The sequence below is a fragment of the Streptomyces sp. NPDC020958 genome (assembly GCF_055562175.1).
This window is the reverse complement of record NZ_JBVHFU010000006.1, coordinates 220,982-234,083: the sequence shown is the minus strand read 5'-3', so window position 1 is coordinate 234,083 and position 13,102 is coordinate 220,982. Positions and strand designations below refer to the sequence as shown.

The 13,102-nt window shown below is 72.4% G+C and carries 12 protein-coding genes; 2 read left to right on the top strand and 10 right to left on the bottom strand.

Translation table 11 applies throughout. The features are described from left to right. Positions 1 to 175: 175 nt before the first annotated feature. The 7 genes from pheT to infC all read right to left on the bottom strand — a co-directional run bounded on the left by pheT (position 176) and on the right by infC (position 7,685). A complete protein-coding gene (pheT, locus tag ACZ3KP_RS20300; RefSeq protein WP_467501124.1) occupies positions 176 to 2,698 on the bottom strand; it encodes a phenylalanine--tRNA ligase subunit beta in 2,523 nt (840 codons plus the stop codon). Further along, positions 2,698 to 3,819, bottom strand: a complete 1,122-nt coding sequence (gene pheS, locus ACZ3KP_RS20295; protein WP_358977655.1) for a phenylalanine--tRNA ligase subunit alpha — start codon at positions 3,817 to 3,819, stop codon at positions 2,698 to 2,700. The genes pheT and pheS overlap by 1 nt, the downstream gene beginning before the upstream one ends. A 135-nt stretch (positions 3,820 to 3,954) precedes the next feature. Next, positions 3,955 to 5,091 carry a sensor histidine kinase gene (locus ACZ3KP_RS20290; RefSeq protein ID WP_467501123.1) on the bottom strand — a complete coding sequence of 379 codons (1,137 nt, stop codon included), beginning with the start codon at positions 5,089 to 5,091 and terminating at the stop codon, positions 3,955 to 3,957. Between the two features lie 53 nt (positions 5,092 to 5,144). Continuing rightward, positions 5,145 to 5,999 (bottom strand): TrmH family RNA methyltransferase, encoded by an 855-nt coding sequence (locus tag ACZ3KP_RS20285; protein WP_467501122.1) that lies wholly within the window; start codon positions 5,997 to 5,999, stop codon positions 5,145 to 5,147. A gap of 207 nt (positions 6,000 to 6,206) precedes the next feature. Beyond that, positions 6,207 to 6,590 carry a 50S ribosomal protein L20 gene (gene rplT / locus ACZ3KP_RS20280; protein WP_132889174.1) on the bottom strand — a complete coding sequence of 128 codons (384 nt, stop codon included), beginning with the start codon at positions 6,588 to 6,590 and terminating at the stop codon, positions 6,207 to 6,209. 100 nt (positions 6,591 to 6,690) lie between these two features. Then, entirely contained in the window at positions 6,691 to 6,885 is a 195-nt protein-coding gene (gene rpmI, locus ACZ3KP_RS20275) for a 50S ribosomal protein L35 (protein ID WP_046726698.1), read from the bottom strand. A 137-nt stretch (positions 6,886 to 7,022) separates the two neighbouring features. Further along, positions 7,023 to 7,685, bottom strand: a complete 663-nt coding sequence (gene infC, locus ACZ3KP_RS20270; RefSeq protein ID WP_358977718.1) for a translation initiation factor IF-3 — start codon at positions 7,683 to 7,685, stop codon at positions 7,023 to 7,025. A 400-nt stretch (positions 7,686 to 8,085) separates the two neighbouring features. On the opposite strand from infC, the gene ACZ3KP_RS20265 reads away from it, so the two are divergent. After that, positions 8,086 to 8,460, top strand: a complete 375-nt coding sequence (locus ACZ3KP_RS20265) for a DUF1844 domain-containing protein (protein ID WP_132889172.1) — start codon at positions 8,086 to 8,088, stop codon at positions 8,458 to 8,460. Between the two features lie 297 nt (positions 8,461 to 8,757). On the opposite strand, the gene ACZ3KP_RS20260 is transcribed toward ACZ3KP_RS20265, so the two are convergent. Beyond that, entirely contained in the window at positions 8,758 to 9,489 is a 732-nt protein-coding gene (locus ACZ3KP_RS20260; protein WP_358977649.1) for an SseB family protein, read from the bottom strand. A gap of 150 nt (positions 9,490 to 9,639) precedes the next feature. Here ACZ3KP_RS20260 and ACZ3KP_RS20255 point away from each other — a divergent pair, with 150 nt between their 5' ends. Further along, on the top strand, positions 9,640 to 10,632 hold the full coding sequence (locus tag ACZ3KP_RS20255) for a serine hydrolase (protein ID WP_467501121.1): 993 nt from the start codon (positions 9,640 to 9,642) through the stop codon (positions 10,630 to 10,632). 22 nt (positions 10,633 to 10,654) lie between these two features. Here the strand turns inward: ACZ3KP_RS20255 and mycP are convergent, their stop codons facing one another. Together mycP and ACZ3KP_RS20245 are read right to left on the bottom strand one after the other, a co-directional pair. Further along, positions 10,655 to 11,827, bottom strand: coding sequence for a type VII secretion-associated serine protease mycosin (gene mycP, locus ACZ3KP_RS20250; protein WP_467501120.1), 1,173 nt, complete (start codon positions 11,825 to 11,827; stop codon positions 10,655 to 10,657). Beyond that, on the bottom strand, positions 11,824 to 12,576 hold the full coding sequence (locus tag ACZ3KP_RS20245; protein ID WP_467501119.1) for a hypothetical protein: 753 nt from the start codon (positions 12,574 to 12,576) through the stop codon (positions 11,824 to 11,826). Before ACZ3KP_RS20245 ends, mycP begins: the two co-directional genes overlap by 4 nt. Positions 12,577 to 13,102: the final 526 nt, after the last annotated feature.

The window sequence follows — 13,102 nt, the reverse complement described above, 5'->3', positions numbered from 1 at the left end:
ATGGCCCCCATGTAGGCCCTGACAGACAGATAGGCCCCGACAGACAGAATCGGACCGACCCCGAAAGGCCGGTCCGATTCTGTCGACGGCATGCCCACGAAGGGCCATGTCCAGGTGGATCTCACTCAAATGAGTGAGCACTCACCAGACCCCGCATGTATGCAGGTAGCGGGGCCTAGCCGCGCAGCACCGCCCCCGTGCGCTCCCCGGCGAGGGCGACCGCCGCATCCCGCGCGGCCGAGGCCTCGTCCACGGTCAGCGTGCGGTCGGGCGCCCGGAAGCGCAGCGCGTACGCCAGCGACTTCTTGCCGTCGCCGAGCTGCTCGTCGTTGACGTACACGTCGAACAGCCGGATGGCCTCGAGGAGTGCACCCGCGCCCTCGCGCAGCGCCGCCTCGACCTCCGCGGCCGGGACCGGCTTGTCGACCACGAGCGCGACGTCCTGCGTGGCCACCGGGAACGTCGAGATGCTCGGCGCCTGCGGGGTGCTGTCACCGGCCTGCTCCACCGCGTCCAGGTCCAGCTCCATCGCACAGGTGCGGGCCGGCAGCCCCAGCGCCTTGACGACCCGCGGGTGCAGCTCACCGGCGTGGCCCACGACCCGCTCGGTCCCGTCGGCGACGACCACCAGCTCGGCGCACCGGCCGGGATGCCACGGCCCGTACTGGCCGGCCCGCACGATCAGCTCGGCCCCGACCTCGCGCGCCACCGTGCGCCCCGCCTCGATCGCGTCGGCCCAGTCGGCCGGACGGCCCTTGCCCCACCAGCCGGCCTGCTCGCGGGCGCCCGCGAGGACGACGGCGACATGGCGCGGCTGCTCGGGCAGCACGGCGTTCAGCGCGGCGATCTCCGCGTCGGTGGGGCGGCGGTCGACCGGGAGGTGTCCGGCGCTGCCCTGCTCCTCGCGGGGCAGGAAGACCAGGCCGGTCTCGAACAGCGCCAGGTCGTGCGCCCCGCGCCCGTCGTTGCGCCGGAGCGCCCCGAGCAGGCCCGGCAGCAACGACGTACGGAGCGCGGGCTCCTCGTCGTTGAGCGGGTTGGTGAGCCTGACGACGCGGCGGGCGGGGTCGTCGGCGGCCAGACCGAGCTGGTCGAAGACGCTCTCGCCGACGAACGGGTAGTTCAGTGCCTCGACGAAGCCGGCCCCGGCGAGCGCGCGGCCCACCCGGCGGTGCAGCCGCTGCCGGGCGGTCAGGCCCCGGCCGGCCGACGGCTTGGGCAGCGTGGAGGGCAGGTTCTCGTAGCCCTCCAGCCGGATGACCTCTTCGGCCAGGTCGTTCTGCTCGTACAGGTCCGGCCGCCAGGACGGCACGGTGACGATCAGCTCGTCCTGCCCGTAGACGTCGCAGCCGACCTCCTGGAGACGGCGGACGACGGTCTCCCGGCCGTACGCGACACCCGCGACCTTGTCGGGGTGGTCCGCCGCGAGGGTGATGGTGTGCGGCGCCGACGGCGCGATGACCTCGGTGACCCCGGCCTCGGCGGTACCGCCGGCGAGCAGCACCAGCAGGTCGACGGTGCGCTGTGCGGCGGCGGCCGCGGCCTGCGGGTCGACGCCGCGCTCGAAGCGGCGGGAGGCCTCGGAGGACAGCTTGTGCCGACGGGCGGTGCGGGCGATCGCGACCGGGTCGAAGTGGGCCGCCTCGATCACCACGTCGGTGGTGGAGTCGGCCCCGTTCTCGGCGGCATCGTGGTCGGCGATCTCGGTGTCGGCGCCGCCCATGACGCCCGCGAGGCCGATGGGCCCGCGGTCGTCGGTGATGACCAGGTCCTCGGCGTGCAGCTTCCGCTCCACACCGTCGAGGGTGACGATCTTCTCGCCCTCGGCCGCGCGGCGGACGCCGATGGTGCCCTGGACCAGGTTGCGGTCGTAGGCGTGCAGCGGCTGGCCGAGCTCCATCATCACGTAGTTGGTGACGTCGACGGCGAGGGAGATCGGGCGCATGCCGACCTTCTGCAGACGACGCTGGAGCCAGATCGGGGAGCGGGCCTCGGGGCTCAGACCGCTGACGGTGCGGGCGGTGAAGCGGTCGCAGCCGAACGGGTCCGAGACCTGGACCGGGTAGCCGAAGGCGTTCGGTCCCGGCACGTCGAGGAGGGCCGGGTCGCGCAGCGGCAGACCGTAGGCGATGGCGGTCTCGCGGGCCACGCCGCGGAGGGACAGGCAGTCGCCGCGGTTGGCGGTGACGGCGATGTCCAGGACCTCGTCGACCAGTTCGAGCAGCTCGACGGCGTCCCTGCCGACCTCGGTCTCCGGCGGCAGCACGATGATGCCGTGGGTGCCGTCGTCGCCCATGCCCAGCTCGTCGCTGGAGCAGATCATGCCGTGGGAGGTCTTGCCGTAGGTCTTGCGGGCGCTGATCGAGAACCCGCCGGGGAGCACGGCCCCGGGCAGGACGACGACGACCTTGTCGCCGACGGCGAAGTTGCGGGCGCCGCAGACGATCTCCTGGGGCTCGCCGGTGCCGTTGGCGGAGCCGACGTCGACGGTGCAGAAGCGGATGGGCTTCTTGAAGCCCTCCAGCTCCTCGATGGTCAGCACCTGGCCGACCACCAGGGGACCCTTGAGGCCGTCGCCGAGCTGCTCGACGGTCTCCACCTCGAGGCCTGCCGAAATGAGCTTGGCCTGGACGTCACGCCCGGTCTCCGTCGCCGGCAGGTCGACGTACTCCCGCAGCCAAGAAAGCGGGACCCGCATCAGATCTCCATCCCGAACGGCCGGGTGAACCGGACGTCACCCTCGACCATGTCTCGCATGTCCTCGACGTTGTGGCGGAACATCAGCATCCGCTCGATGCCGAACCCGAAGGCGAAGCCGCTGTACTTCTCCGGGTCGACGCCGCAGGCGGTGAGCACCCGCGGGTTGACCATGCCGCAGCCGCCCAGCTCGATCCAGCCCTCGGAGGAGCAGGTACGGCAGGGGCGGTCCGGGTTGCCGACGGACTCGCCCTTGCAGACGTAGCAGAGCATGTCCATCTCGGCGGACGGCTCGGTGAAGGGGAAGAAGTTCGGCCGCAGCCGGGTCTTCATGCCCTCGCCGAACAGGGACTGGACCATGTGGTCCAGGGTGCCCTTGAGGTCCGCCATGGTCAGGCCCTCGTCCACGGCGAGCAGCTCGACCTGGTGGAAGACCGGGGTGTGGGTGGCGTCCAGCTCGTCGGTGCGGTAGACCCGGCCCGGGCAGATCACGTAGACCGGCAGCTCACGGTCGAGCAGGGAGCGGATCTGCACCGGCGAGGTGTGGGTGCGCAGTACGACACCGGACTCGGTGCCGCCTTCCGGGCCCTGCACGAAGAAGGTGTCGGCCTCGCCGCGCGCCGGGTGGTCCGGGCCGATGTTCAGGGCGTCGAAGTTGAACCACTCGGCCTCGACCTCGGGGCCCTCGGCGACTTCGTAGCCCATGGCCACGAAGATGTCCTCGATGCGCTCCGAGAGCGTGGTCAGCGGGTGCCGGGCGCCGGCCGGGACGCGGTCGTAGGGCAGGGTGACGTCCACCGCCTCCTCGACGAGCACCCGGGTGTCGCGTTCGGCCTCCAGCTCCTCCTGGCGGACGGCGAGGGCCTTGTTCACCGCGCCGCGGGCCTGGCCGACCAGCTTGCCGGCGGCGGCCTTGGCGTGCGGGGGCAGGGCGCCGATCTCGCGGTTGGCGAGGGCCAGCGGGGAGGTGCCCCCGGTGTGGGCGACCTTGGCCTCCTGGAGCGCGTCGAGGGAGTCCGCGGCGGCGAAGGCGGCGAGCGCCTCGTCCCGCATGCGCTCGATCTCTTCCGGTTTCAACGCCTCGACCTCTACAGGGTCGTACGACTTGTTCGGTGCCGACATCTCTTCCCGTGCTTCCGATTACTGGCGGATGGTCCCCGTGACCGTCGGTGGCCGTGTGCAGGACACAAAGGTGCCAAAGGCCGAGTCTAACGGGGTGGAGGTGTACGGATGCGCCCGCGGGCCGCTCGGCCGATCTCAGGTGAGATACGCCGGCGCGCTCACGGGCAACGTAAATCGGAACTCGGCGCCGCCGCTGGGGGCGCGTCCGACGGTGATGGTGCCCCCGTGGGCCTCCACGATGCCCTTGACGATGTACAGGCCCAGGCCGGTGCCACCGCGCTTGCTGCCCCGCCAGAAGCGGGTGAAGACGCGGTTCATGGACTCCTCCGGGATGCCTGGCCCCTCGTCGCCCACCGTGACCGACGTACCGGCGTCCTCCCCTTCGCGCGGGGACGCCGAGGGCGTGACGTCGATGGTGACAGTTCCCTCGCCGTGACGCACGGCGTTTTCGATGAGGTTGCTGAGTACCTGGTCGATCTTGTCGGGGTCGGCCCAGAGCGCGGGCAGCGGCTGCTCGATCCGCAGCAGGAACCGGTCGGCGGGCTGCCCGGCCGCCACGTACGCCTGGATGTGCCGTCCGACGGCCGCGCCCATGTCCACCGGCTGCCGGCGCACTTCGAGCCGCCCGCTGTCGATCCGCGAGATGTCCAGCAGCTCGGCGATGAGCCGGGTGACCCGGTCGGCGTCCGCGTCCACCGTCTCCAGCATCAGCCGTTTCTGGTCGTCGGTGAACCGTTCCCATTTGGCGAGCAGGGTGGCCGTGAACCCCTTGACGGAGGTGAGCGGCGAGCGCAGCTCGTGGGCGACGGTGGCGATCAGCTCCGCGTGGCTGCGTTCGGTACGGCGCCGGGCCTCGGTGTCCCGCAGGGAGACGACGACCCGGCGCACGGGACCGGCCGGTTCGGCGCGCACGTAGCGGGCCGACACCATCACCTCACGGCCGCCGGGCAGCAGCAGGTTGCGCTCGGGCTGGCCGACCCGGATGGCGAGACCGCCGTAGGGGTCGGTGAGCTGCCACCAGCGCCTGCCCTCCAGGTCCTCTAACGGCAGTGCCTTCTCCAGCCGCAGGCCGAGGGCGTCGGCGGGTGCGGTGGCGGTGATGCGGGCGGCGGCGGCGTTGAAGCAGACGACGATGCCGTGCTCGTCGGCGATCACCAGGCCGTCGGGCAGTTCGTCGGGGTCGAGGCCGAGCCCGGTGAGGTCGCCGTGCCGGGGTGCGGGTACGCGGCCGGTGCCCCGGCCACCCGGCGCGTTGCTGGTGCCGACACTCATCCCCTCACTCCACCTCTCAGACGGCGCAGCAGGCCCCCGGGCTGGTCACCCTACTAGCCCCTGGTGACGGAACGGCACCCTCCGGGGGCACGCTGTGCACGGGCCGATGCGTAGAGACATACGGCGGCGGCGGTGGCGAGGTTCAGGCTTTCGGCCTTTCCGTGGATCGGGACGCGCACGACGGCGTCCGCGAGCGCCCGGGTCTCCTCCGGGAGCCCCCACGCCTCGTTGCCGAACACCCACGCGGTCGGGCCGCCCATGGTCCCCTTGTCGAGTTCGGCGTCGAGGTCGTCGGTGCCCGCGCCGTCGGCGGCGAGGATCCGCACCCCGATGTCCCTGAGCCCGGCCACGGCCCGCTCGACCGGAACGCCGACGGCGACCGGCAGGTGGAAGTGCGAGCCGACGGAGGCGCGCACGGCCTTGGGGTTGTAGAGGTCGACGGACGCGTCGGTGAGGACGACGGCCTCGGCACCGGCCGCGTCGGCGCACCGCAGCACGGTCCCGGCGTTGCCCGGGTCACGGACGTGGGCGAGGACGGCGACGAGCCGGGGGCGGGCGGCGAGGACCTCCTCGAAGGGGGTGTCGAGGAACCGGCAGACCCCGACGAGGCCCTGGGGCGTCACGGTGGTGGAGATGTCGGCGATGACGTCCTCGGAGGCGAGGTGGATCCGGGCGCCGACCGTCCTGGCCTCTCCCACGATGTCGGGGTACCGCTCGGCGGCCTCGACGGTCGCGAACAGCTCCACGAGCGTCGGTGCGTCCCCGGCCCGGTGCCCGGCCGCCTCCCGGACGGCCTGCGGCCCCTCGGCGAGAAACAGCCGGTCCTTCCCCCGGAAGTTCCGCTTCGCGAGCCGCCGGGCGGCGGAGACACGCGCGGAACGCGGGGAGATCAGCTCGGGGCTGGGCATCCTGTGGTTCACCTTCACAACGAAACGTGGTCGTAGCGCCCCGTCAGGGGCGCTGGGGGTACCCCCGGCCGAAGGCTGGGGGAGGAACTGCGCGACCAGCCCCCACCGGCCCGCAGCCGAACGACAGCCGTGGGACGCCAACAACAGGACCCGCAAGCCTTTCAGCCTGCGGGTCCTCAGGTCACGTCGGCCGAAGCCAGCGCAGCGTCACGCCGCCTTGGGGGCGTTGACGTCCGACGGCAGCGCCTTCTGCGCCACCTCGACGAGCGCGGCGAACGCGTTCGTGTCGTTGACCGCCAGCTCGGCCAGGATCTTGCGGTCGACCTCGACGTTCGCGGCCTTCAGACCCTGGATGAAGCGGTTGTAGGTGATGCCGTTGGCGCGGGCAGCGGCGTTGATGCGCTGGATCCACAGCTGACGGAAGTCGCCCTTGCGCTTCTTGCGGTCGTTGTAGTTGTAGACCAGCGAGTGGGTGACCTGCTCCTTGGCCTTGCGGTACAGGCGCGAACGCTGACCGCGGTAGCCGGAGGCCTGCTCGAGGATCGCCCGGCGCTTCTTGTGGGCGTTGACTGCCCGCTTGACGCGTGCCACTTGTTAACTCCTTGTAGCGGGGCCGCGGTTGGACTCACGCGGCCCGGAAACGACTGGGTCCCGGTTGTACTGACTCAGGGCGCGGCGAGGCGCCCTCGTGTCACTTGCCGAGAAGCTTCTTGATCTTCGCGGTGTCACCCGGGGCCATCTCGGCGTTGCCGGTCAGGCGACGCGTCACGCGGGACGACTTGTGCTCGAGCAGGTGGCGCTTGCCGGCGCGCTCACGCAGCACCTTGCCGGAGCCGGTGACCTTGAAGCGCTTGCTGGCACCGCTGTGCGTCTTGTTCTTCGGCATAGCGCCGTTATCTCCTCGTCGGTGGCGCTCCGGTGCCCGGTCGCGAAAACCGGGCACGGTGGAACGTCGCTCTTGTATCGGTTACATCCTGGGACGCTCGCCCCGGGCTGCTGCCCTGGGGCGGGTGTACCCCGGGATCACGCCTCGGCGTGCTCCTCGGCGGGCGCCTCGACCTCGACGTCGGCCTCAGCCTCGGCCTCGGCGGGGTTCTGCGACCGACCGGGGTTGGCCTTCGCCTCCGCCTTGCGGGCTTCCTGCGCCTGCCGGGCCTCGGCCATCGCCTCGGTCTTCTTCTTGTGCGGACCGAGAACCATGATCATGTTCCGGCCGTCCTGCTTCGGGTTCGACTCCACGAAACCGAGGTCCTGGACGTCCTCCGCGAGCCGCTGCAGCAGTCGGTAGCCCAGCTCGGGCCGGGACTGCTCGCGACCACGGAACATGATCGTGATCTTGACCTTGTCGCCCTGCTTGAGGAACCGGACGACGTGACCCTTTTTGGTGTCGTAGTCGTGCGGGTCGATCTTCGGCCGGAGCTTCATTTCCTTGATGACCGTGTGCGCCTGGTTCTTGCGCGCCTCACGGGCCTTCATGGCCGACTCGTACTTGAACTTGCCGTAGTCCATGAGCTTGCAGACCGGCGGGCGTGCGCTCGCAGCCACCTCGACGAGGTCGAGGTCGTACTCCTGGGCAAGCTCCAGGGCCTTGGCAAGCGGAACAATCCCGACCTGCTCGCCGCTGGGACCGACAAGTCGCACTTCGGGAACGCGAATCCGGTCGTTGATGCGGGGCTCGGTGCTGATGGATCCTCCTCGGTAGCACCACGCGACGGTCTGGCGGACAGCCGCGTAACGTCTGTGTCGTAAAGACCTAACCGCACCGAAGCACAAAAAATGCCCCGGACGATCACAGGCGGGACTCCTCGAACTACCGGAGACACCGCCGCGAGGATCGCGGGGCGCGCTATCGGACGGAACGCCGTCGCCGTGAACGGCGAAGCGACCGTCTGACCGGTGACCCGCCGCCCTGGGGGTGGTCGGGTGGGAGTTCGAAGCCTCCACTTGTGGGCCGGGTCAGCTAGCCGTATGGCACACCTGTCCGGCCGGTCGTCACACCAGGCTAGCAGCCAATCGAAGAGACGGCCAATTGGGGCGAGGCGGGCCCTGGTGAGCGCGGTTCGCGGCTGCGCCTATCGTGTGGGGCATGAGTGAGACGCCCCTTTCCGGCCCCGGCTCCGCCGAGCAGCCCGACTACGACGAGATGACCCGCGACATCGCCGAGGTCCCCGCGGTCGAGGTGATCGTGACGGTCGCCGTCAACCTGATGAGCGCGGCCGCCGTGAAGCTCGGTCTGACCGAGGAGGGCGACAAGTACAAGGACCTCGACGAGGCCCGCAAGCTGGTCACCGCGCTGGCCGGACTGCTCGACGCCTCCGCGACCGAGATCAGCTCCTTCCACGCGGCCCCGCTGCGGGACGGCCTGAAGTCGCTCCAGCTGGCCTTCCGCGAGGCGTCGATCGTCCCCGACGAGCCGGGCCAGGGCCCCGGCGAGAAGTACACCGGCCCGGTCTACGGCTAGGGGCTGTCCGGCGGATCAGGTCGCAGGAAAGCAACGGTGACTCGTCGGCCGAGGTGAGCGGGGTCTGGGGCGTCCGGCTGCACGGCGGAGGAACCGTGGCCGATCAGCCGCTGCCGCGGCGGGCGACGCGGTGGGGGCACCTCCCGGCCGGAGGCTGGGGGACGTCGGCGACCGACGACAACGCCGCTGGGGGTCCCCCCACGCCTTTGAGGCAGTGGGGGAGGGCGTGCCGGACCCCGCGTCTGCGGCATGACCGCCGGACAGCCCCCAGGGCGCGACACTCCCTGGGGGACCGGCTCAGTCCCGTACGTACAGGGGCTCGCCCGGAGGTGTGGTCCCGGCCGGCAGGAGTGCCAGGTCGAGGCCGCGCACCAGGCGGGCCCGCAGTGTCTCGTCGGCGGCGAGCCGCTCGGCGACGGAGCGGGCGGCGGCCGCGGGCGCCGCGGCCGGGTCGAGGACGAGGGCCAGGACGCCGTCCGCCTGGCCGGGACCGAGGTGGGCGCGGAGCACGGCGGGCTCGGCGGCCACGGCCGTACGGACGGCCTCCAGTACCCGGGGGTCGGTGAGCGGATCGGCCGCCGTGCGCCCCTCCGCGAGGGCGAGCAGCGCGGCGCCCGTCAGTTCGAACGGCACCGGTCCCGACAGGTCCAGCACCACGGTGTCCGCCTTTTCGTGCGCGGCGGCCTGCAACGCCTGGTGCAGGGGTACGGCGACGGGCCGGGCCGCCGGGTCCCAGCGGGCCAGCGACCCGGTGGAGGTGAAGGCGGGCAGGGCGGTGCGGCCGCCGGCCTTCAGGGTGGGCACCGCCATGTCGCTGGTCTTCTCGCGGCGCAGCCCGTTCTCGTCCTCCTCGACCTCGCCGAGCACGGCGACCACGGGAACCAGCAGCCGGGCGCCCTGCAGCGCCTCCAGGACGGGGCCCACCGCCGTGCGGTCCTCGGCCCAGGCGGCCAGCGCGGCGGTCAGCCGGGGGTCGGCGGAACCGTCGTCGTCGGAGTAGCCGGAGTCGGGAATGTTCTTGTTCGCCACGGTCCCCGACCCTATCGGGGGGATGCTGCTGCGGTTGTGCGGCCCCCGAAACCGGGCCGACACCGCTTTCACAGGAATCTCAGAATTCCCTGACCTTCCTCTAACGTCCGGCAAACGGCGCGCACAGTCCCCGCCCCGAGCATCACGGGCATGGAGTCCCCCAGAGCCACTTCCGGTTCCCGCCGCGGCCGGCGCCGCGCCCTGCCACGGCGCCGGGCCCTTCTCCCGGCCTCCCTTGCCGTGGTCGCCGTCCTCGGCGCGACCGCGGCGGGAACCGTGTACGTGAAGGCACACGCCCGCGAGGACGCCGTATCCTCGGCTGCGTCGCCGTCGCCCTCCTTCTCGGCCTCGGCGCACGGGGAGGCGACGGTGGAGCCCGTGACGGAGCCGGCCGTGGACCGGGACGCGCTGCTGGGTTCGGCACTCGCGGCGGTGAGCGTGCCGTCCGGTGCGCAGGTGTCGGCGGCGGTGCTCGACCTGGACACCGGTGACAGCGCGGTCCACGGCGACGCGGCCTTCGACACCGCGAGCATCGTCAAGGTCGACATCCTGGCGACGCTGCTCCTGCAGGCGCAGGACGCGGGGCGGCGGCTGACGTCGGCGGAGCGGGCGTACGCCACGAAGATGATCGAGAACAGCGACAACGCGTCGGCGTCCGAGCTGTGGGACACCATCGGCAAGGCGCAGGGGCTCGACGCCGCGAACAAGCGGTTCGGGCTGACCTCGACCGAAGGGGGCGAGGGGGCGCTGTGGGGGCTGACCCAGACCACGGCGGCGGACCAGCTCACCCTGCTCCGGCAGGTGTTCGGGGACGATTCGCAGCTGAGCGAGGCCTCGCGGGCCTATGTCCAGGGGCTGATGGGGACGGTCGAGTCCGACCAGCGGTGGGGGGTCTCCGCCGTGGCGGACGGTTCCGGGTTCGCGCTGAAGAACGGGTGGCTGGCGCGGAGCACGACGGGGCTGTGGGACGTCAACAGCATCGGGCGGGTGACGGTGGGCGGGACGGACTACCTGGTGGCGGTGCTGTCGAAGGGGACCGTGAGCCAGGCGAAGGGGATCTCGCTCGTGGAGGCGGCTGCCAGGGCGGCGGTGAGTTCCTTCACCGGAGCTGATTCGTCGGCGTCTGCCTCGGCTTCGCCGTAGCGGGAGGGACCACGGGCGAGGGTCAGGGTGTTCCGAGTGATCGGCGACGGGCTCGCCACAGGACGACCGCGGCCACCAGGAGGACACCGCCCGTGCCGCCCGCCAGGGGGGCCGCCCAGTCGGTGGCGCTCGTCGCGTCCTTCTGCGGGTCGGGGCCCGGACCGAAGTACTTCTTCCCGTACGAGGCTGCCGTCAGGTCCTGGGTCCTGAGCCTGCCCGCCGCCTTGATGGCGGCCACCGGGTCGATCATGCCGAAGCCGCGGGAGTCGTCCCGGCCGCCCGCCGGGGCGTCGCGGGCGGTGTCCTCCACGAGCTTCTTGATCTGGGCGGGGGTGAGTCCGGGGTGGGCGGCCTTGATCAGGGCCACGGCGCCCGAGACGAAGGCGGAGGCGGCGCTGGTGCCCCAGCCCTCGTAGTACTTGTGGTCCGGGTCCGCGATGACGATGTCGTCGCCGGGCGCGCTCACCGTGGCGTACCAGCGGCGGGTGGAGAAGGAGGCGCGGGTGCCGAACTTGTCCACGGCGGTGGCCGCGATGACCCCGGGATAGGCCGCCGGGTACGAGATGTGGTCGCCCTTGTCACCGCCGTTGCCGGCCGAGGCGACGACCACGACGTCCTTCTTCAGGGCGTACTGGATGGCCTCGTCCTCGCCGGGCTCGGGGTGCGCGGAGTCGGAGTCGTCGCCGAGGGACAGGTTGATGACGTCGGCGCCGTGGTCGGCGGCCCAGCGGATGCCTTCGGCGAGGGCGTCACCGCGGGTGGAACGGGCCTTGCCGCGGGCGCTGTCGCCGTCTTCGAGGATCACCCGGACGGGCAGGATCCTGGCCTCGGGTGCCACGCCCATCACACCGTCGCCGTTGCCGACGCCATGGCCGTGACCGGCGATGATCCCGGCCATGGCGGTGCCGTGCCGGGCCCAGTCGCGTTGGCCCTGCCGGGCGCCGAAGCCGATCATGTCCTTGGCGGGCAGGACGTTGCCGACGAGATCCGGGTGGTCGGCCTCGACGCCGGTGTCCAGGACGGCGACGGTGACGCCCCGGCCCTTGGTGGTCTGCCAGGCCTCGTCGAGGTGCAGGGCGGACAGGCCCCACTGCTGGGCGCGGATGCTGTCCGCGTACGCGGTCGTGGACGGCAGCAGGGCGAGCGAACCGGCGCACAGCAGGCTCAGCGCGGCTCCGGTCGCGCGGCGCTTCATGAGGGTTTCTCCGTTGCCGGGCCTGCGATGTTCTGGCGCAGGCGCCGTTCGATGCGGTCGGCCAGGCCCTGCGCCTCGTTGCCGAGGCCGGCCTGGGCCACGGCCGTGGTGGCCCCGGACGCCTCCGCGTCGGCGGCGGGCTGCGGGGTGTCGACGGTACGGCCGTCGGCCCAGCCGGAGACGGCGTAGGCGACGACCGGGGAGTCGGTGAGCACGGAGACCGTCCAGGAGGCGCGCTGGTGCGGGCCGAACCGCTCGGCCGCGGTGCCCTTCGCGGCGTACGGGAGGGGCATCAGATCGGTACGGCGGTCCAGGCGCTGGTCCGCGAAGCGGGTGGCGAGGGCGGTCATGGCGGCCGGGTCGGCCCTGGTGAAGAGGAGACCTACGGTCGTCACGTAGCTCTGGGTGGCGTCGGTGTAGGTGGCGCGGACCAGGCGCCGGCAGCCGACGGGGGCGAGCACCTTGCGCAGCAGCGGGTCGAAGGCGTCGGTGCAGCCGGTGGCCGGGGCGACGGCGATCCGGGTCCAGGTGCGGTCGGCTCCGCCGGGGCCGGCGCCGGTGCCCAGCACGGTGGGCGGGAACAGTTCGTCGACGGGGACGTTGTGCCACAGGTCGGCGGCGGCGCTGTAGGTGCCGGCGGCGGTCACGTCACCGCCGTCGTCGACGATCCAACTGCCGGTCACGGCACCGCCGATGAGGCCGAGGCCGAGGACCATACAGGCGGCGGCAGCGGCGGTGCGGGGGGCCACGCGACCGACCAACGACAGCCCCCGCCCGCGCTCGTCGTATCCCTCGGGCTCACCGAACGTGACAACGGGGCGGTCCCTGCCGGGAGTTCCCACGGAGGCGCTCCAGGACATGGCAGGGTCCGGCATCGGGCCGAGCGGCGCGCCCGGGTCTCCGGAACCGGCGGGCGGCACCGGCGACGACGCCGGGGGCGCGGCCGGGCGGGGCGGCGCGCCGCCCGGCACGCCGACCGCCGGACCCGGCGGGGCATCGACGACGGCGGACCGCGCCACGCGCGGCGCCGCGACGGCAGGGGTGGCTCCCGCGGCCTGCGCACCCCCGCCGGGACGCGGCACGCCACCGGTCGCCGACCCACCGTCCTGACGCGCAGCGCGCACGGGCGCCGGGGCGGCCCCGACCGTCGGAGGACTCATCGGCCGGGGCGGGGTGGCAGGTGCCGGGGTCGAGCCGGAAACCGGAGGGGGCGTCGGCCGCGCCGGGGCGCCCGCGGAACGCGACGCACCACCGGTCGCCGGAGGCTCGGACGGG